At 48.5% G+C, this 18,868-nt stretch carries 24 protein-coding genes; 17 read left to right on the top strand and 7 right to left on the bottom strand.

From position 1 onward, the window contains the following. Nucleotides 1-3: 3 nt before the first annotated feature. The 4 genes from fliQ to SPM24T3_RS20965 are packed head-to-tail and all read right to left on the bottom strand — an operon-like array spanning nucleotide 4 to nucleotide 2,355. The gene (gene fliQ / locus SPM24T3_RS20980; RefSeq protein WP_009638836.1) at nucleotides 4-276 is read right to left on the bottom strand and encodes a flagellar biosynthesis protein FliQ; all 273 of its coding nucleotides are present in this window, start codon (nucleotides 274-276) and stop codon (nucleotides 4-6) included. A gap of 3 nt (nucleotides 277-279) precedes the next feature. Next, the gene (gene fliP, locus SPM24T3_RS20975) at nucleotides 280-1,038 is read right to left on the bottom strand and encodes a flagellar type III secretion system pore protein FliP (protein ID WP_009638835.1); all 759 of its coding nucleotides are present in this window, start codon (nucleotides 1,036-1,038) and stop codon (nucleotides 280-282) included. Next, the gene (fliN, locus tag SPM24T3_RS20970; protein WP_009638834.1) at nucleotides 1,035-1,439 is read right to left on the bottom strand and encodes a flagellar motor switch protein FliN; all 405 of its coding nucleotides are present in this window, start codon (nucleotides 1,437-1,439) and stop codon (nucleotides 1,035-1,037) included. Before fliN ends, fliP begins: the two co-directional genes overlap by 4 nt. Further along, the gene (locus tag SPM24T3_RS20965; RefSeq protein ID WP_009638833.1) at nucleotides 1,432-2,355 is read right to left on the bottom strand and encodes a FliM/FliN family flagellar motor switch protein; all 924 of its coding nucleotides are present in this window, start codon (nucleotides 2,353-2,355) and stop codon (nucleotides 1,432-1,434) included. Before SPM24T3_RS20965 ends, fliN begins: the two co-directional genes overlap by 8 nt. A gap of 385 nt (nucleotides 2,356-2,740) precedes the next feature. Here SPM24T3_RS20965 and SPM24T3_RS20960 point away from each other — a divergent pair, with 385 nt between their 5' ends. The 9 genes from SPM24T3_RS20960 to SPM24T3_RS20920 are packed head-to-tail and all read left to right on the top strand — an operon-like array spanning nucleotide 2,741 to nucleotide 11,783. After that, nucleotides 2,741-3,763 carry a sigma-54-dependent Fis family transcriptional regulator gene (locus SPM24T3_RS20960; protein WP_037379351.1) on the top strand — a complete coding sequence of 341 codons (1,023 nt, stop codon included), beginning with the start codon at nucleotides 2,741-2,743 and terminating at the stop codon, nucleotides 3,761-3,763. 34 nt (nucleotides 3,764-3,797) lie between these two features. Beyond that, a complete protein-coding gene (locus SPM24T3_RS26190; RefSeq protein ID WP_009638831.1) occupies nucleotides 3,798-4,166 on the top strand; it encodes a flagellar hook-basal body complex protein FliE in 369 nt (122 codons plus the stop codon). A 9-nt stretch (nucleotides 4,167-4,175) separates the two neighbouring features. Beyond that, nucleotides 4,176-5,780 carry a flagellar basal-body MS-ring/collar protein FliF gene (gene fliF, locus SPM24T3_RS20950; protein WP_037379348.1) on the top strand — a complete coding sequence of 535 codons (1,605 nt, stop codon included), beginning with the start codon at nucleotides 4,176-4,178 and terminating at the stop codon, nucleotides 5,778-5,780. Nucleotides 5,781-5,790: 10 nt separating this feature from the next. Next, a complete protein-coding gene (locus tag SPM24T3_RS20945) occupies nucleotides 5,791-6,804 on the top strand; it encodes a flagellar motor switch protein FliG (RefSeq protein WP_237713126.1) in 1,014 nt (337 codons plus the stop codon). Beyond that, a complete protein-coding gene (gene fliH / locus SPM24T3_RS20940; RefSeq protein WP_009638828.1) occupies nucleotides 6,804-7,526 on the top strand; it encodes a flagellar assembly protein FliH in 723 nt (240 codons plus the stop codon). Before SPM24T3_RS20945 ends, fliH begins: the two co-directional genes overlap by 1 nt. Beyond that, entirely contained in the window at nucleotides 7,513-8,835 is a 1,323-nt protein-coding gene (fliI, locus tag SPM24T3_RS20935) for a flagellar protein export ATPase FliI (RefSeq protein WP_009638827.1), read from the top strand. The genes fliH and fliI overlap by 14 nt, the downstream gene beginning before the upstream one ends. A 9-nt stretch (nucleotides 8,836-8,844) precedes the next feature. Further along, on the top strand, nucleotides 8,845-9,282 hold the full coding sequence (fliJ, locus tag SPM24T3_RS20930; protein WP_009638826.1) for a flagellar export protein FliJ: 438 nt from the start codon (nucleotides 8,845-8,847) through the stop codon (nucleotides 9,280-9,282). A gap of 31 nt (nucleotides 9,283-9,313) precedes the next feature. Continuing rightward, on the top strand, nucleotides 9,314-10,822 hold the full coding sequence (locus SPM24T3_RS20925; RefSeq protein WP_009638825.1) for a glycosyltransferase family 2 protein: 1,509 nt from the start codon (nucleotides 9,314-9,316) through the stop codon (nucleotides 10,820-10,822). Then, a complete protein-coding gene (locus SPM24T3_RS20920; RefSeq protein ID WP_009638824.1) occupies nucleotides 10,809-11,783 on the top strand; it encodes a hypothetical protein in 975 nt (324 codons plus the stop codon). The genes SPM24T3_RS20925 and SPM24T3_RS20920 overlap by 14 nt, the downstream gene beginning before the upstream one ends. 24 nt (nucleotides 11,784-11,807) lie before the next feature. On the opposite strand, the gene flgN is transcribed toward SPM24T3_RS20920, so the two are convergent. The 3 genes from flgN to flgA form a co-directional block, all read right to left on the bottom strand. Next, nucleotides 11,808-12,233, bottom strand: a complete 426-nt coding sequence (gene flgN / locus SPM24T3_RS20915) for a flagellar export chaperone FlgN (protein ID WP_009638823.1) — start codon at nucleotides 12,231-12,233, stop codon at nucleotides 11,808-11,810. Nucleotides 12,234-12,238: 5 nt separating this feature from the next. After that, complete coding sequence (flgM, locus tag SPM24T3_RS20910; protein WP_009638822.1) at nucleotides 12,239-12,502, bottom strand: flagellar biosynthesis anti-sigma factor FlgM; 264 nt, start codon at nucleotides 12,500-12,502, stop codon at nucleotides 12,239-12,241. Nucleotides 12,503-12,627: 125 nt separating this feature from the next. Further along, on the bottom strand, nucleotides 12,628-13,404 hold the full coding sequence (gene flgA / locus SPM24T3_RS20905; protein ID WP_237713125.1) for a flagellar basal body P-ring formation chaperone FlgA: 777 nt from the start codon (nucleotides 13,402-13,404) through the stop codon (nucleotides 12,628-12,630). 118 nt (nucleotides 13,405-13,522) lie between these two features. Between flgA and flgB the strand changes: the two genes are divergently transcribed. The 8 genes from flgB to SPM24T3_RS20865 all read left to right on the top strand — a co-directional run. Beyond that, complete coding sequence (gene flgB, locus SPM24T3_RS20900; RefSeq protein WP_009638820.1) at nucleotides 13,523-13,873, top strand: flagellar basal body rod protein FlgB; 351 nt, start codon at nucleotides 13,523-13,525, stop codon at nucleotides 13,871-13,873. Between the two features lie 2 nt (nucleotides 13,874-13,875). After that, nucleotides 13,876-14,301: a flagellar basal body rod protein FlgC gene (gene flgC / locus SPM24T3_RS20895; RefSeq protein WP_009638819.1), complete on the top strand. Its 426-nt coding sequence runs from the start codon at nucleotides 13,876-13,878 to the stop codon at nucleotides 14,299-14,301. Between the two features lie 3 nt (nucleotides 14,302-14,304). After that, the gene (locus tag SPM24T3_RS20890; protein ID WP_009638818.1) at nucleotides 14,305-14,988 is read left to right on the top strand and encodes a flagellar hook capping FlgD N-terminal domain-containing protein; all 684 of its coding nucleotides are present in this window, start codon (nucleotides 14,305-14,307) and stop codon (nucleotides 14,986-14,988) included. Between the two features lie 26 nt (nucleotides 14,989-15,014). Then, nucleotides 15,015-16,211: a flagellar hook protein FlgE gene (gene flgE / locus SPM24T3_RS20885; protein ID WP_009638817.1), complete on the top strand. Its 1,197-nt coding sequence runs from the start codon at nucleotides 15,015-15,017 to the stop codon at nucleotides 16,209-16,211. After that, nucleotides 16,211-16,942 (top strand): flagellar basal body rod protein FlgF, encoded by a 732-nt coding sequence (locus tag SPM24T3_RS20880; protein WP_009638816.1) that lies wholly within the window; start codon nucleotides 16,211-16,213, stop codon nucleotides 16,940-16,942. The genes flgE and SPM24T3_RS20880 overlap by 1 nt, the downstream gene beginning before the upstream one ends. A 30-nt stretch (nucleotides 16,943-16,972) precedes the next feature. Next, nucleotides 16,973-17,758, top strand: a complete 786-nt coding sequence (gene flgG, locus SPM24T3_RS20875; protein WP_009638815.1) for a flagellar basal-body rod protein FlgG — start codon at nucleotides 16,973-16,975, stop codon at nucleotides 17,756-17,758. Between the two features lie 61 nt (nucleotides 17,759-17,819). Then, a complete protein-coding gene (flgH, locus tag SPM24T3_RS20870; protein ID WP_009638814.1) occupies nucleotides 17,820-18,485 on the top strand; it encodes a flagellar basal body L-ring protein FlgH in 666 nt (221 codons plus the stop codon). Nucleotides 18,486-18,512: 27 nt separating this feature from the next. Beyond that, a partial coding sequence (locus SPM24T3_RS20865; protein WP_009638813.1) for a flagellar basal body P-ring protein FlgI occupies nucleotides 18,513-18,868 on the top strand: 356 nt, incomplete at its 3' end.

The raw sequence follows: 18,868 nt of genomic DNA, 5'->3' as shown, positions 1-18,868 counted from the left end.
TATTTATCCCACCCACTTTGCGGCTTGAACAAAGATGCCAATGGTGAAATCAGAAAGCTGGGTAATTATCCATTTTCCGCTGAAAATCAACACGCCGAGCGTCACCGCAAGCCGAGGAAGAAAGCTCAGCGTCTGCTCGTTGATTTGTGTCACTGCCTGAAAAATGCTGATGCAAAGGCCCACCACCAGGCTCGGAACAATCGCCACCGCCGAGATGATTAGCACCAGACGCATACCTTCGGCCACAATATCTCCGGCCGTATCGAGATTCATCATGTTTTAGAATCCCTGAACGCTGGAGGTTAGCGTGCCGACAATCAGAGTCCAGCCGTCGCAAAGCACAAACAACATCAACTTAAACGGTAGGGAGACAATCAAAGGCGATAGCATCATCATCCCCATCGCCATAAGAATGCTTGCGACAATTAAATCGATCACCAGAAAGGGGATATAAATCATAAAGCCAATCTGAAAGGCGGTTTTTAATTCACTCAGCACATAGGCCGGCGTTACCACGCTTAAATCCTGGTCCTGAGCTTCCCCCGTAACCTTAGCAATACCCATCATCTGATCCAGCGCCTTTTTACTGGTCTGCGCCAACATATAATGTTTAAGAGGGAACTCTGCTTTAGCCAAACCCTGTTTTAGTGAAATTTCATCGTTCTGAAAAGGGACAATGGCCTCACTGTAAATTTGCAACCATACTGGCCGCATTACCAAAAGCGTCAATGCCAGCGCAATACCGGTGAGGATTTTATTGGGTGGGCTTTGCTGTAATCCCAATGCCTGACGAAGCACTGCCAGGACAATAATAAAGCGGGTAAAGCAGGTGGTCATCAGCAGCATGATCGGCAGCAGCCCGAGCAATGTCATCAAAATCAGAATTTCAATTTTGACGTTGTATTCTTGCCCCGCTCCCTGTGCGACAGAGCTGAACAAAGTAATATCACCTCCGGCCGCTAAAAGCTGAGGTGAAAAACTCAATCCTGCTCCCAGCAGTAAACAAGCTATTAACTTTGGATGTAACGCCAATCTCATAAAATGAACTCATTGAGATCGCGGCTGTTGAATTCGACTAATCGCAGCCCGTATTTATCGTTAATCACTACGACTTCGCCTTTACCGAACAATATACCGTTGACTTTAACGTCCAGGGGTTCTCCAGCCAGCTTGTCCAACTCAATAACCGAGTCTTTATTCACTGTCATTAAGTCTGCCAGAGAGAACTCGGCAGAAGCGACTTCTAGTGTCAGCGTTACGGGAATACGGCTAAACAACGACATTTTACGTCTGATATTTTCTGGCGTGCTCTGATCCTGATTAAGGACTTCTGCCGTTGCAGGGGTATCCCCAATACTATTGTCCAACGTAAATAAATCATCGGAATTAATAAAGTCAAAATTGCTGTCCGCTTGGAACCCATCCTGCTGCTCAGTCATGTTTAATCTCGCTAGTAATATCCTGAAATTCAGAAAAGAAGAGTTTTCCGCGATCTTCTGCAATCATCGCGCTAAAGATTTGCTGTTTACCAACAAACAGTGGAATTGAGTCAGGGAGTGAAATTGGCAGTATTCTGCCCTTCTTCAGCTCCATCAGCTGTGACAAAGTTAGAGTCAGGCTGCTTAATTTGCCGTAAAGTTTTACCGGTAATGTTTCGAGCATATTTGTTGAGGCACCTTGCCCGCCGTTAGCTTTGGTTAGAACTGTATAACTTTTTAGGGTGCCAAACTCTTGCGGATGACGAAGTGCATTAAGTAAACGGTCAACATTGCCGCTGTCTAAAAATAAATGAAATGCTCCCTTACCTCCGGCTAGGATAAAGCTGATGCGGTAAGCCCATTTGCCAATCATCACTGAATGCTCGGTTCTGGACTCAAGTTGTTTACCAAACTTTTCTTGATTTAGAATTATTTGCGACAGTTCAATGCCCAGCTTGTTTTTCAGCCGCTCTTCGGTTTTCGACGGCACAATATTGGACTGTGTTAACTCGTCAGAGGATTTCAGATTTGGCAATACACTGGCGATGTCATCTCTGTTTAAACCGTAATAATCATTGAGGATATTCAATAATAAAAATCGATCCAGATCAAACCCTATGTGTCCCGCCTCATTGCCATAAACCTCAACATTTTTATCGACACAGTCAGCATTGAATTGTATATCTTCTAAAGAAATATTCATTCGGTATTTTTTTAAAAAATAACAAACAAAATTGACATCAATCAAATCAAAACAAGATTTAAGCAACTTGGGCAATTTATGATAAGGCCGGCCTAATTTCTGGACATCAAGTTTAATAAGATTTAACAACTCACTACTTTGATATATTTTTTTGTTATTACTTATCTCGCTCATTCTTTCACCAGGTAGATTGCCAGGAGATTTTATTTCGACAATTTGAAACCTATAAAATTAAAATTGCAACCACAATATACTTACAGTTAATAAATACCACCTAAACCATCGTGAAAAATAAATTAATTTAAGTAAATTTAATTATCACAACAATAGAAATCATCATTCGATGAATAAAATATAAATCATAAGCTTAAATTCCGTGAATATAATGATAAAACTTATCATTTATCATCACATTAAAAAACTCACAACCAAAAACTACCAGACAAGTCCTGTTCAAAGATAAATACAAATTACTTATAATTCAATTGGTCTTACACAGAAGATATCGAAAATACATCGACCAGCCTCTGTGAAATCAAGCCTAATAGGTGGAGCGAAAATGCACGTATACAATGATGCTGAAGATGACGTGGGTTATATCGCTCGATCGCAATCCAGCTTGAATGTAATGGCTCTTTCACGACGAGTGGCTAAATTTAGTGTTCCCACATTAATTACTGGTGAAACCGGAACAGGGAAAGAACATGTTGCTCGCTATATTCACCATTGTGCTTTAGGGGATTCCTTCCCCTATATTGCGGTGAATTGTGCAGCCCTTCCGGAAAGCATGATTGAGGCAATCCTTTTTGGTCATGTTAAAGGAGCCTTTACTGGAGCGCATGAAAGTGTAAAAGGTAAATTTGAGCAAGCTAATGGCGGAACTCTATTACTCGATGAAATTGGAGATATGCCTTTAAATTTGCAATCCAAGCTGTTACGAGTATTGCAAGAGCAGGAAATCGAAAGAATAGGCAGTCATAAGCGTATCCCTTTAAACATCCGCCTAATGGCATCGACTAATAAAAATCTTGGCAATGAAGTTGCAATTGGAAACTTCCGCGAGGATCTTTTTTATCGCATCTCGGTAGTGCCAATTCATATTTCACCGTTACGCGAACGACCAGAAGATATCCTTCCGCTGACACAGGTATTTATAAAAAAGTATCAAGCATCAACCGTTAACAAAGCCCGCCTTTCATTGCAGGCGCTGCAATTGCTTGAGAGATATTCCTGGCCAGGTAACGTGCGGGAGTTAGAGAACGTTATTCAACGCGGCATTATTCTTTGCGATAATGCGCTTATTACGCCCAAAGATCTTGCCCTGCCAATAGCTGGCCAATCCTCAATACTGATCCCGACAATTAAACAAACTTCTCAGTCAGGCCTGCAAGATGATGGCTCAAAAAATCATATTAAACAGCATGGTCGACTGGCCGAATATCAATACATCATCGATCTTTTACGCCAATGCCAAGGCAACAAGTCTAAAACTGCACAGACGCTGGGAATTACTACGCGCGCTTTGCGCTACCGGCTAGCCTCTATGCGACAAAATGGTATCGGCATTGATTGTTGTTCATAAATCATTTTTCGACCCTTAAGCAGGATTAGTTCAGATGGAAAAGCTCTCCGCAATTGGAATGGAAAATGCCCAACGGCAAATGTTGCAGGATATGCAACGCATGGTAACAAGCACTGACAGCATTCAGGAAACGGCATCCCCGTATCGTTCTGTTACTAATAACGGCATATCGACTGCTCCGAATATTTCTTTTTCCCATGTTCTTGAAGATGCCTTGAATAAGGTGAACAACATTCAGGTTAGCGCAAGTAATAAGCAAACCGCTGTCGATATGGGAATCAGCGATGATTTATCGACCACCATGCTGGAGAGTCAAAAAGCCAGCGTGGCTTTCTCGGCACTAGTTCAGGTGCGCAATAAATTGACCACCGGTCTGGATGACGTAATGAATACCGCTCTTTAAGGCTAAATTGTGTTTGAGAAAATAAAACAATATTTACTACTACTGCAATTCCCAAGCAGTAAAAATTCGATCATGTTTGCCGCCGCGGCTGTGTTTCTTACGGCGGTAATTACATTCTCGCTGTGGAATTCTAATCAGGGATTTATAGCCCTGTTTGGTTCGCAAGAAAATATTCCTATGGCACAGGTTGCGGAGGTGTTGGGCGGTGAAGCTATCCCTTATCGTGTCAATCCAGATAACGGACAAATTCTGGTAAAAGAAAATGCGCTGAGCAGGGCGCGTATGGCGCTTGCCAGTAAAGGAATTAGCGCAATTATACCCACCGGCTATGAGCTAATGGATAAAGATCAGGTGCTTGGAAGCAGCCAATTTATTCAGAATGTACGTTACAAACGTAGTCTGGAAGGCGAGCTGGCGAAAAGTATTATGGTTCTCGACGCCGTTGAGCATGCTCGTGTTCATCTGGCAATTGTCGAATCCAGCTCGTTTGTGGTCAACTCACAGCCCGATAGCAGCGCTTCGGTCGTTATTCATCTGCGTTATGGAAAGCAGATGAATGATCAGCAGATTGGCGCGATTATCCAGCTGGTTGCAGGCAGTGTCCCTGGAATGAAAGCGGAAAATGTACGTGTAGTGGATCAGCACGGTAACCTGCTTTCAGAAAATTATCTTGCCCGGCGAGAAGGCACTCCCAATGCCAAAAATGGACACGATATTGCCGAAAAATTAAGAAATGAAGCCACTACCAACCTGAGCAATCTGTTGGTTTCAATTGTCGGTGCCAATAATTTCCGAATAAGTGTCTCTCCAACCTTAAATCTCAATAAAGTCGAAGAGACTCAAGAACGCTATATCGGCGCGCCACGAGTCAGCGATGAAAATGTGAATCAGGAAAATACCACCAATGAACTGGCGCTTGGCATCCCCGGTTCGTTAAGTAATCGGCCTATCAACAAAGCTGATACGTCCTCTCCACAGGCACTTTCCACCCGAAACCAGGCACAGCGCAAATACGCCTATGATCGCAATATTCGCCACGTGCTTTTTCCCGGTTATACCCTGGAAAAAATGAGTGTTGCGATTGTGCTCAATCAATCGGCGCCGCAGTTGGCAAAATGGAAGGCCGAGCAGCTTACTGCACTGAACAAACTGATGATTGATGCAGCGGGTCTCGACCTGTCTCGCGGTGATTCGTTAACCCTGAACATGATGGCCTTTAGTAACCCTCCTGAAATCGCTCTGCCGATCGTTCGTTGGTGGCAGGACAGTGCGGCACAAGAATGGGCCAAACTTGGATTGATGGCTTTGATTGCACTGCTGATTGCCCTGTTTGTAGCACGCCCGCTGATCCAGCGTTTCATGGCCAAAGAAGCATCCTCGGAAAATACCGAGAATACGCAAGTTCCTGTCGAGGTGGCTTCTCAGGAAGCTTCGGAAAGCATCAGTGATCTCACCAGACGAAACGTCTTTGCCGAAGATGACGAATTCCTGCCACAAAGCTCTGGGGTCGAAGAAAGAATTCGCTGTCTGCAAGCCCTGACCCATTCAGAAACCGAACGGGTCGCTGAAGTTATCAAACAATGGATTAACTGTAATGAGCGATCTGATTCTTAATAAAAACCCGATGTCGGGATTTGCCTCTCCAGGTTCTGATCACACCCGTGTTGAGCAGGCCGCAATTTTACTGCTAAGCATTGGCGAAGAGGCAGCCGCCAATGTCATGCAGAAATTTAGTCGCGAGGAAGTGATCCTGGCCAGTGAAACTATGGCTCGGCTGCGCGGGATCAAACTGTCGCAGGCGCGTTTGGCTATCAATGATTTCTTTGCCGATTATAAGGAGCAAAGCGGCATCAACGGAGCTTCTCGCAGTTATCTGCAAAATATTTTGCAGGGCGCACTCGGTGGAGAAATCGCTAAAAACGTCATTAACGGCATCTACGGAGATGAAATTCGCTTTCGCATGGCGCGCTTACAGTGGGTCGATACTCTGCAGTTATCGGCGTTGATCGAGCAGGAGCATCTGCAATTGCAGGCCGTGTTTTTGGCTTTTTTACCGCCGGACGTGGCCGCTGAGGTGCTGTCGTATCTTGAGTCGAGTCGGCAGGATGAGGTGCTTTATCGTATTGCCAAGCTCCACGACGTTAACCGAGATGTGATTGCCGAGCTCGACAGGTTAATAGAAAAAGGGTTGGCAATGCTTTCTGAACACGGTTCAAAAGTGACCGGAATTAAACGCGCGGCCAACATCATGAATCGTATTCCCGCCAACCAGCAGCAGATGCTGGATGCCCTCGCGGAGCGCGACGAAAAAGTGGTTAACGAATTGAAGAATGAAATGTATGAATTCTTCATCCTCAGCCGTCAAAATCGCGAAACCTTGCAAAGCCTGATTGATGAAATCCCGTTAAATAACTGGGCAATTGCGCTAAAAGGCACAGAACCTGTTTTACGTAATGCAATTTATGGTGCGATGGCCAAACGCCAGGTGCAGTTGCTGAAATCCACCATCGAACGCCTTGGTGCAGTGCCTGTTAGTAGAATCGAGCAGGTACGCAAAGACATTATGGCGCAGGTGAGGGAAATGGCCGAGCAAGGCGAGATTCAGATTCAGCTCTTTGCAGAAAGGACCCTCGAGTAATGGTGCTTAAAAATGGGTTACGACCCGATACCGCGACAGGCGATATTCCGCGTCTTTACCCCTTTCCTCCTTTGCGTAAAAGGCCTTCGGGTGATAATGAAGAACAGCTCGACGACACGCAATATCAACAACGGCTGGTCGAGGGTTTTCAGGAAGGGGTGAGTCAGGGGTTTGCCAAAGGCGTTGAGGAAGGCCGTGAAAAGGGCTTTACTCAGGGCGTGTCTCAGGGGTTTATCGAAGGTAATCTCAAAGGCCGTATCGAGGCACAGCAGATTGAAAAAGCCGCTTTTCAGCAAGCCTCACGCCCTTTTTCTCTGCTTATCGAGCAGATGAATCAGGCGTTGGCGGGACATGAAATCCGTCGCCGTGAAGAACTTTTACAGCTGGTTGAAAAGGTCACCCATCAAGTGATCCGCTGCGAATTAGCTCTGCAACCCACGCAAATTCTGGCGCTGATCGATGAAGCATTAGCAGGATTACCGACTAAACCTGAACAGCTTAAAATTTACCTTAATCCCCAAGAGTTTCAGCGCATTCAAGATATTGAACCTGAAAAAACCTTGGATTGGGGCTTGAAAGCTGACCCTGAGATGCAGGTAGGTGAATGCCGGATTATCACAGAAAGCGCCGAGCTGGATATTGGCTGCAAGCACCGTCTTGACCAATGCATGCAGGGATTACAGGCAAACTTGCTCCCCGAGACGTCGTATGAAGCCCGCTAATTATCTCGATGATGCGCTTAAATCCCTTGAAAACATCAGCCTCGCGCGAATTGCCGGCAGGCTGACTCGCGTTAGCGGGATGCTGCTGGAATGCGTGGGCTGCTGTCTGGCAATTGGTCAGCGCTGTCAGGTGGAGGCGCTTCACGGCCAGTTAATCAAGGCGCAGGTCGTCGGATTCAACCATGGCGTGACCTTTCTTATGCTATTTAAACCCACTACCGGGCTGATAGCCGGGGCGCGAGTTTTACCTGCAGAAAAGGAAAGCGCACCTCTGATTGGCAACAGTTGGTTAGGCAGAGTCATCAATGGGATAGGAGAACCGATAGACGACAAGGGAAAACTTGGTGGCGATACGCCATTACAGCAACCCTTGCCACCGTTGCATCCACTGACTCGCCGCGCCATTGATACGCCGCTGGACGTCGGAGTCAAAGCCATTAACGGCCTGCTGACGCTGGGTAAAGGACAGCGCGTCGGACTCATGGCGGGGAGCGGCGTCGGTAAAAGCGTTCTACTCGGCATGATAACCCGATACGCCGCAGCCGATGTCGTGGTGGTAGGGCTGATTGGCGAGCGCGGGCGGGAAATAAAAGAGTTTATCGACAACGCGTTGCAGGTCAGCGGTCTGGCGAAATCAGTGGTTGTCGCGGCTCCGGCCAACGAATCCCCTCTGATGCGCATTAAGGCCACCGAGCTTTGCCACTCCATCGCAACCTACTACCGCGACAAGGGCCTCGACGTACTGTTGCTGGTAGATTCATTGACTCGTTACGCCATGGCGCAGCGCGAAATTGCGCTTTCACTGGGTGAACCGCCCGCCACCAAAGGCTATCCGCCTTCAGCATTTAGCGCCATTCCAACGCTGGTCGAAAGCGCGGGAAACAGCAATGGCAACGGATCGATGACTGCCATTTATACTGTTCTGGCCGAGGGTGACGACCAGCAGGACCCAATTGTCGACTGCGCTCGCGCAGTGCTTGACGGTCATATTGTGTTGTCTCGCACGCTCGCCGAGTCAGGACATTATCCGGCGATTGATATCAACCAGTCGATTAGTCGCTGCATGAATCAGGTGACTACCGCCCGCCATCAGCACAGCGCTCGCCAATTCAAATTACTCAACGCAGATTACTTGGGTATCCGGCCACTGATCCCTCTGGGAGGTTATGTCGCTGGCGCTTCAATGGCGATTGACCGTGCCGTGAATCTTCAGCCGGTAATTGGGCAATTTTTACAGCAAGCCGTTGATGAAAATGTCTCCTTGGCAAAAGCTATCGCCACAGTGATCAACATCGGCTCAACAGAATAAGGGGTTGTGATGGATAGCAATATCAATACTTTGCATCACCTACAGCAGATGCGGGTGCGAGCTGTCGAAAAGCTTGTCGGACAAGTGGGGCAGCAAAAACAGCAGTGCCAGCGTTTCCAGAAAAATGTCAGCGCACTGACTGGCCTTTATGACAACACGCCCGAAGCGGCCGGGGATTGTGCAGTGCTGATGAACAATCAGTCGCGCTATAAGCACCATCTTCAGCGCATCGTTGACTGGCAAAAACAGGAGCAGATTCTGGCAGAAAAGCAGCTATTTATATTGAATAAACAGCTGCTTGTCGAAGCTCGCAAAGAAAAGGCGGTCGATGTTTTGCTCGCGGCTCAACGCATTGAGTATTGCAAAATGCGGGACCGTAAAGAGCAAAAGCTCACTGATGCGGCGTCGGTGCAATGCTGGTTACGGCAGCGATCAAAGATTCTTTAAGACTATTTAGAAAAGGAATTTTCCGTTGAGTGTGAAAAACAAAAAAACCACCATGGCGCGTGCTGGAGGCAAAAACCTACTAACCACGCTCATCGACAGGCAACGCGAGCAAGCGCCGCTGAGTGCCGATAAATTTCCCTTTGTCAGCATCGTGACGCCAAGCTTTAATCGTCGCCATTTCTTGCCTTATTTGCTTTATATGTTTCAGTATCAGGATTATCCGGCGCACCGACGTGAGTTGGTGATCCTCGATGATTCAGAGACCAGCAGTCAGGATTTGATCGATCAGCTCGTAGATGCCGATAGCGGGGAAAATATTCGTTATATTTTCAGCCCAAAACGACTGGCATTAGGTGAAAAACGCAATAAATTAAACGAGTTGGCGATAGGTGAATACATTATTTGTATGGATGACGACGACTATTATCCGGCAGATAAAATCAGCTACACATTGCACGAGATGAAGAAAAACCGGGCGATGTTTTCGGCCTCCGGGCAGATTTATATCTGGTACAGCCACCTGAACAAGATCTACAAAACCGTCAAGTTTAGCGACAATTTTGCTCTCAACGGCACCTTTGCCTGTCATCGGCGGTTTCTCAAAAATCATCGCTATGAAGATCAATGTATGCTCGGCGAAGAGCGCGGTTTTCTCAATGGTTTTACAGAAACGGTACTACAAATTGCGCCCGAGAAGAGTATTTTATGCATCTCGCACAGCGCGAATACCTTCGATAAAGATTTTGTGATGGGCAGCGCCACCCCCGCCGAGTTCACGCTGGAAGACTGGGTGACCGACAAAACGTTATTAGCCCACTACCGGCGCATGAGTCACGCACCGGTATCGCAAAAGGTTAACTGGCAAGCGTTTGAAAAAATCATCGTGATTACCGAATCAGACGACCCGGAAAAGGGGTTGGACCTGCAAAAACAGTGGACCGCATTGGGCATGAGTCCCAGCCAACTCATGGCTTTTCCTTTGCATAAGCATTCAGTACACGCCATTGCCGAAAGCCAGACCCATCTCGATATTCTCACTTTGGCCCAGCGCTCAGGCTGGAAAAATTATCTGCTACTCAGCGACGACGTTCAATTTATTCGCCAAGAAAAAACCGTGTTGGATGTGAATAAATTTATTCATGCGCTACAGCAAATTGACTGGAAAGTCGCGATGCTGGGCGCCGATCACATAAATATTTCGATACTAAACAGCCTAAATCGCGTAGTTAGAATTAACCAGGGTGAAGTGCCCTGTGCCTATGCGGTCAACCAGCCTTATTACTCGACTTTACTTAAAAATTATCAACAGGGATTGGCTCTGTTATCAGAAAACTCGCTGATGGAAGAATACCGCCTCGATAAATATTGGTCTTCCCTGATGGCTACAGATTCCTGGCTGGCGCTATACCCGAGTTTTGCCTATTGCCCCACGCTCTGGAATGAAGAACAGCAAAAATATCTGGATTCAGCCCATCGATTTTTCAGAAAAGAAGCCCGAGTCGCAGATTCAGAAGAAGAAAATCAACATGCCGATGATTAAGCGCTATACCCCAAACTATGTGGTGAAGTTCAAGCAAACTTCAACATGCTGTACTTGCCTGAGCTGCAAAAAGTCGCCTCCAAAAACGGCGTTGGTGACGCAATACTGGAAAAATCAACAACGTGAAAGTGTGTCTCTACGCTGTGAAAGTGCCTGCCGGGCGGTCCTGCTCGATCCCCAGGCTTTTATGTTGGATGATAGCAGTCTGGATACAGAAGAAAATCAGGTCCGACAAGAGTTTACTGCGTTTGAGCAAGCCTTGAATCAGCAGTGTATTAATCTGGCGATTGCCCCGCAGCCAAGTTTTGAAGAAAGCCTGTTTGCCCTTGGAATATTGGTCAGCAAAGCCGAAAGTCTCGATCCTCAGGCCGGCGAATCTCTCGACGCTCTGTTAAACATGGCAGCAGATTTACAGGCGCTGGCTGAAAATGGTCAACTACAGCAGCAGTACATTTTATTACCCCCAGTGCCGGAAATTCAGGCCAAAGCCTTTAAAACATTGGGTAAAAAGTCTTTTGCGTTTGCTTTGCCAAAATTGCAAAAAATGGCGTTACAGATGGCTTTGAGTGAGCTATCCCTATTGAGTCCAGCGCAGTTTGCCGAACGCCATGATGAGATAAAAACTGTCTGGCAAGATAGTTGCACGCCCTATTTCGCAAAGCGCTCGCATATCTGGCGTAATTATTTGCTTTATTGCTTGTATCATCAGCCGTTTAGCCCGACCGTATCTCACCGCATAACGGACTGTTATTTTGAGCTGCTTGCTGATATTTACGAATTAAAAACACTGCTGGCGATAGCTTTATCGAGTGATATCGCAATGGATGAGGATAGCGTAATTAAAATATTCACTGCCTTTCATCAGGCAGGCGAAAATCAGCAGGAAACCAACCCAGGCAAGCACGATTTGGGAGATAAAACGAATAATCTGCTGAATGCTCTAGCGCTTATTTGTCTCTGATCCGTCCAGATAAAGTAGCGACACTTAACGATAATAAAGTTCTTCTGACTCCTGCTGCAACAAAGGAGCCAGAATCGCCTGCTGCATTCGAAGCAAAACGCCATTGCGTTCATTAAGAATTTTACAACTATTAGCGTGATGAGCCAGCTGCTGCCATAGCGCACGGAGCGATGTGTGATGTTGAGGCGCAACCTGAAGCAATACACCTTCGAAACCTATACTGCTGGCTGGAAGCCCCAACAGGCTAAACAGCTGCAGGCGCCGTTGCGCGCGATCGTTTAACTGCCCATAGATTTCCATTAGCCTGAGATTCATCGCCATCAACGCCCTCCCACGCCGTTCAATCAGTAGCACTCTCTGCTGCCTGAGCAGTTCAGACAGCAACAGGTAATCTTTTCTATCTTCATTCAGAACGACTACCAGAGATTTGAGATCTTCATTGCCATCCATTCGCTTCAGCCTTTATAAAATTGCTGCAAGCTTTCGGCTAGAGTATCCAGACAAACGTCCATCTTGCCGTCGGCAATCGCCGCCTTGATGCATGCAACCCTTTCTGTATCTATCTCTGGCATGTTCGCTAGCTTTTCTCTGGCCTGTTTAAGAGTCTCGCAAAGCGTTGCCTCTTTAATAGAAGAGTTGTTAACGCCCTCTTTTGGCTTTGCTTTTTTATCAATTCTTGCCGAATCTATCGGCCTCAAATTCAGCGGATTAATTTTCATCACACTCTCCTAGTGAAGGCATCAACGTTACCCTGCAGCGCAGGGCACGAAAATTTTTTTTCATAATGCCTACAGGCGTCAGCCGATCGGCAAAACTTTAATATTATTTTGCTCTGCCGCCCCCCTCACTCCTCGCCTTTTTCTTCTGCTGAACCAAGAATTCTTACTACGCCTGCCTCGGTAACTCGCGCCATGACCATTTTGTGACTTGCCAGATTTTTGACTTTGATAATATCGCCCTTATGGCCCTTTTTAGCAGCCTCTCCCAGAGTATGTGCGCTAATTCCCTGTTCTTCGGCAATCATCGTCACGACCTGACCGCGTTCAACCAACAAAGGTTGTTCAAGCAGTGACGCAGACAGCGGTTGCATAGCCTGTGCGCGTCTTTTCAAGGTCAGGCCCAGCACATCTTCCGGCTGTGTTAAATAACCACCGTTCATGTTGGTTATATTGCGCTTTTTCAATTCAATATCACTCGCCAACACGCAACGCCCGCGCGCAAGATTTTTTTTCGCGACCCACACCGGCAGATAAACATCAGGTTTTATCGTCACCGCCACCTCCCAGCCCTGTGCATCCTCACAGCGAATGTCATAACGCAGCCGCTGAAAACTGCTGCGGTCATTGGCCGGTATTGCAGCGACCAGCGCAGAATGGCAGGACGAATATTGGGCAATCTCACCAGGTATAAACACGCTGAATTTCGCGCTGAAATCTTGCCACTTTTGCAGTTTTGCCTGCGCGTTAACTTTTGCGGTAGCCGCCTGAATCGCCTCGGCATAGACCTGTTTACGCGCACTTATCGTGGCGGAAAAGGCTGTTGACGAGAGCATTAAACCCAACAGCATTAATGCACGCAGGCGGAAATTCCGCAGGAAAACGCCTTTCCGCTTATGGAACATATAAAAATTTAACTCATTGAAAATCATGATATTTCATCCTGGCATAGTTGTTGCAAATGAATGGACTATGGAGAAATACCCGCGCAGGGTTCGATGGGAAATTGGGGGGGGAAGTTTTATGGGTATTAGTTTTGAGAAATCGTTAGGCGTTCATCCTGCGGCCTTACAGCTTCGACTGACCAGAGCAGAGCTGTTAGCGGCAAATTTGGCGAATGTAGACACACCTAACTTCCAGGCAAAAGATATTGATTTTTCTTCGGAAATGCAACGCGCCAGACAAAGTTTTGGAATGGCTTCAACAGCGCAATTGAAATATCGCGTTCCTTATCAACCGTCTAAAGACGGCAACAGCGTTGCGCTCGACGTTGAGCAGGCTGAGTTTGCTAAAAACACTCTCGATTATCAGACAAGTTTGGCTTTTTTGAATCTGCAATTTAGCGGGCTAAAGAAAGCCATTGAAGGGAAATAAGTATGGCCTTTACTGATATTTATCGCATTTCTGCCTCAGCCATGACAGCGCAAACGGTCAGGCTAAATTCTATCGCCAGCAACATGGCCAATGCTGAAACCCCGGCAGCCAATGCACAGTCGGTTTACAAGGCACGCCATCCGCTGTTTGCGGCAGTTTATCAAAATAGTCAGCTGATGGATTTTAAAGCCGTTGCCGGTGCGAGAGTACAAATTATCGACGTCACGGAAACTCAGGCCAGCGTGCAGCGCTATGAGCCAAATCATCCGTTGGCCAACAAGCAAGGCTACGTTTTTTATCCTGATATCAACGTGGTAGAGGAAATGGCCGACATGATGTCTGCTTCGCGCGGTTTTGAGACCAATGTCGAAGTCCTGAATAACGTGAAAAGCATGCAGCAAAGTTTACTGAAGCTGGGAGAGGCTTGATAAATGAACGTCAACAACCGTACCACCGGCCAGCACCTGACTCCTTACGCCGCCGAAGCGGTGCCACAAAGCAACAGCGTCGCGGGCAAGGAAAATATGTTTATGCGCCTGATGCTTGAGCAAATGACCCATCAAGACCCCAGCAATCCTACTGACAGCAATCAGATGGCTAACCAGTTCGCGCAGATGGCACAAACCGAATCGCTCACTACCGTGGCGAAGCTGCTGAACGCCAATAATATGTTGATGGATAACCTGCAAACGTTGAGCACCGCCAATCTGGTAGGTAAACAGGTGATGGTGCAATCGGACAGCGTTGACCTGAAAAATCAGCCAATTGAAGCCCGCATAACGCTAAAAAACCCGGCCTCGGTTGTGACCCTCCATCTCAAAGATAAGCAAGGTACGGACCACACTATATCGCTTGGAAAACTGCCGGTCGGCCAAAACGGTTTCTCTCTCGATCCGCAAAAAAATGGGCTGCCAGCGGGTAAATATACCCTCAGCATCGTGACCGATACCGGAGAGAAAAGCCCGACTATCGAGCTGGCTGGCACGGTTAATACGGTACGGATCTCCCCGGCCGATGGGCAAATACTACTGGATATCAACGGGCTTGGTGATGTGCCTTACGACCGGATCACCCAGTTTGGTCCTGCCCATGGCAAGCCTGCACACAGCTTTTAACTCTCTATTAATCAAGGAATTTTATCGTGAGCTTCAGTATCGCCACTTCAGGTTTAGACGCCGTGACTCAGCAGATGAACAGTGTCAGTAATAATATTGCCAACGCGGGAACCGTGGGATTCAAGTCTGGGCACACCCAATTTTCCGCCCTCTATGCCAACGGTCAGCCAATGGGTGTTGGCGTCAGTAAAATAGCGCAAAGCATAACCCGTAAAGGCAACTTTTTGGCTTCTGACAGCGAGCTGCATCTGGCTATCAATGGCGCAGGATTTTTTATCGTTCGCGATAGTTCAGGCGCGCCGGCCGTGACACGCGCAGGTACTTTTGGTTTCGATAATCAGGGCAGACTGAGCAGCAACGGCATGCTGTTGCAGGGGCATGGCGTTGATGCCAAAGGCGCATTGCAAACCGGCGCTTTGACGGATCTGAAAATCTCCAACGGCGCGATACCGGCCAAGGCCAGCGATACACTGGGCTTTACCGCCAATCTGGACAGCAATGCAAAAGTGCCGACCACAAAAACGTTCGACCCTGCCGATGCCAGCAGCTTTAATTCGCAACACACCAGTGAGGTATATGACTCTCTCGGCGGCAAACATCAGCTGACGCAGTATTTTGTGAAAACCGGCGTCAATAAGTGGGACGTTCACTATGTCGCCGACGGTAAAGTGTCGAGCACTCCGCCGCAAAGCCTGACCTTTAACAGCAGCGGTAAATTATTTACCCCGACCGGCCCGCTGATGCTGAACTCGATCTTTACCCCGACGACCGGTGCCGCCACGATTTCACTTGCCGTGGATTATGCCGGGACCAGTCAGTACCAATCGCCATTTGACGTCACACAGGATAAATCCAACGGATACCCGACCGGCCAAAAAACCGGCCAAAGAATTGATGAAGACGGCACGGTTTATGCCACCTTCAGCAATGGCGAACGCTTGTTGCAGGGGCAGCTTGTGCTGGCCAACTTCCGTAATCCCAACGGCCTTAGCCCGCAGGACAACACGACCTGGCAGCAGACCAGCGCCTCGGGAGAAATGCTGACCGGCAATCCGGGAACAGGTCTGTATGGCAGCATCAAGGCATCAATGCTTGAAGAGTCAAATGTCGATTTAACCGCCGAACTTGTGGGACTGATGACCGCTCAGCGCAGCTATCAGGCCAATACCAAAGTCATCAGTACAGATAACAGCATGATGACCGCGCTGTTCCAGGCACTGTAATGGACCACCTTATTTATACCGCTGTCAGCGGCGCAACACGCAGCCTCGACCAGCAAGTTATCCACGCCAATAATCTGAGCAACGTCAATACTCAAGGATTTCGCGCCGATCTGGAAAGCGCGCAGGCGCAGCGCATCACGGGTGCCGGTTACAACACTCGTTATCTGGTGGAGGAGAAAAATGCCGGGGTGGATTTGACGCAAGGGCATGCCGACATTACCGGTCGCGATCTGGATATCGCTATTCGCGGCGCGGGCCTAATTGCCGTTCACAGCGATGCAGGAGAAGCCTATACCCGCAATGGTTTAATGAACGTCAACGATAGCGGCGAACTCACCATCGGCGGTTTGGCGGTACTTGGTGATAGCGGCCCCATCATTCTGCCACCTTACAAACATATTTCGGTGGGCAGCGACGGCACGATTTCCATTATTCCAGCCGATGGCGACGTAAGCGCAGAGCAGGATATCGACCGTATCAAGCTAGTGGATATTGCCGCCAAAAGTCTGCACAAAAATGCTCAGGGTTGGCTAGTGGCAAGCGGGCGCGCCCTCGCACGCAATGACGGCGTAGAGCTTGAGGCCCGGCATCTTGAAGGCAGCAACGTGTCTGCGGTCAGCGAAATGACGGCCAGCATCGCCCTGACTCGCCAGTTTGAGGCACAGATCAAGATGATGAAAGTGGCGGAGGAACTGGCTGAGGCCGGCGATCGTTTACTGCGAAACAGTTAATCAATTCATTGAATTTAAAGGATAGACCCCATGAATCCTGCGTTATGGATAAGCAAAACCGGGCTAGCGGCACAAGATGCCAAGATGAGTGCCATCTCCAATAACCTCGCCAACGTTAATACCAACGGCTTCAAGCGCGATCGGGTCATCTTCCAGGACTTGTTTTACCAGAATCAGCGCGCTCCCGGCGGCCAGCTGGATCAGGCGCACATTGCCCCGACCGGTATTCAGTTTGGTACCGGCGTTAAAGTTGTTGGCACCCAAAAGCAGTTTACCCAAGGCTCGAATCAGGTCACCAAAGGCAACCTGGACCTGGCAATTTCAGGTCAGGGTTTTTTCCAGATCGAAAATGCCAACGGCGATATTGCCTATACCCGTGCCGGAAACTTTCAGTCCAGCCCGGACGGTACGTTGGTCACCGCAGAAGGATTACCGGTGATCCCGCGGATTGAAATTCCGGCGAATACCAAAGAGTTACACATCGGCAAAGACGGCACGGTGACTGCAAGCGTCGGTGGAGAGGCAGACCCGGTCGAGGTTGGTCAGATTACGCTAGTCAACTTCGTTAACGCTGGCGGTCTGGAGGTTCTCGGCTCCAATCTCTATAAAGAAACTGCGGCCAGCGGCGAAGCTGTCGAAGGTGTGCCGGGCGAAGAGTCATTTGGACAGCTCGAACAGGGATCGCTGGAAGGTTCCAACGTTCAGGTCGTGGAGGAGATGGTCGACATGATCACCGTTCAACGCGCCTACGAGATGAACGCGAAAATGGTTTCGGCCGCGGGCGACATGCTGAAGTTTGCTACACAAACGCTGTAAATCCGCCATCTGCGCGATGTTAATCCGTCAGGTTCGGCATCGCGATGAATAAAAAGATCCTATGAAAAACAAATTATTAAGCGGGCTGATTATTTTGTCATTGAGCGGCTGTGAAAGCTCTTCGATGATGGTGCATAAAGACGATGCCGCGTTCGCGCCGCCTGAAAACCTGCTCCAGCCTCTTACGCCAAACAGCGGCGGAGGGCTGTTTCAAAGCGGTTATAACTGGTCTCTGACTCAGGACCGCCGCGCCTATCGTGTCGGCGATATTCTGACCGTAAAACTGGACGAATCCACCCAATCGAGCAAACAGGCCAACACTCACTTCGGCAAGAAAAATGATGCATCCATCGGCGTGCCGGAGATCTTCGGCAAATCATTGGACAAGCTCGGCGGCTCGGTGTCGGGCAATCGTAAATTCAACGGCGATGCCAGCTCTGAGCAGCAAAATATGCTGCGCGGGGCGATAACCGTTGCGGTCCATCAGGTGCTGCCCAACGGCGTGCTGGTGATCCGTGGTGAAAAATGGCTGACCCTCAATCAGGGTGATGAATATATGCGCGTCTCGGGACTGGTCCGCGTGGAGGATATCGAGCGCGACAACTCCGTTTCCTCACAGCGTATCGCCAACGCCCGCATCTCTTATTCTGGCCGTGGCGCGTTGAGTGATTCGAATTCGGCAGGCTGGCTAATGCGCCTGTTCAACCATCCTTTCTTTCCCATTTAACCGCAGCGACATCCCAGGAGTAGCATTATGAATCGGGCCTTTATTGTCTTTATCGGGCTGTGGCTGGCCGTTCCAGCCTCGTTGGCACAATCGCTGGGTTCACTTGTGGACATTCAGGGGGTACGCGGCAATCAGCTCGTAGGCTATAGCCTGGTGGTTGGTCTGGCCGGAACCGGCGATAAAAATCAGGTTAAATTTACCAGCCAGTCGATGATGAACATGCTACGCCAGTTTGGCGTTCAGCTGCCGCCGAAGATGGACCCGAAGGTCAAAAACGTTGCATCCGTTGCCATAAGCGCCACCCTGCCGCCGATGTATGCGCGCGGGCAGACGATCGATATCACAGTCTCTTCGATTGGTGATGCAAAAAGCCTGCGCGGCGG

Source organism: Serratia sp. M24T3, from assembly GCF_000257645.1.
GTDB lineage: Bacteria > Pseudomonadota > Gammaproteobacteria > Enterobacterales > Enterobacteriaceae > Rouxiella.
This window is presented reverse-complemented; position numbering and strand designations above follow the sequence as displayed.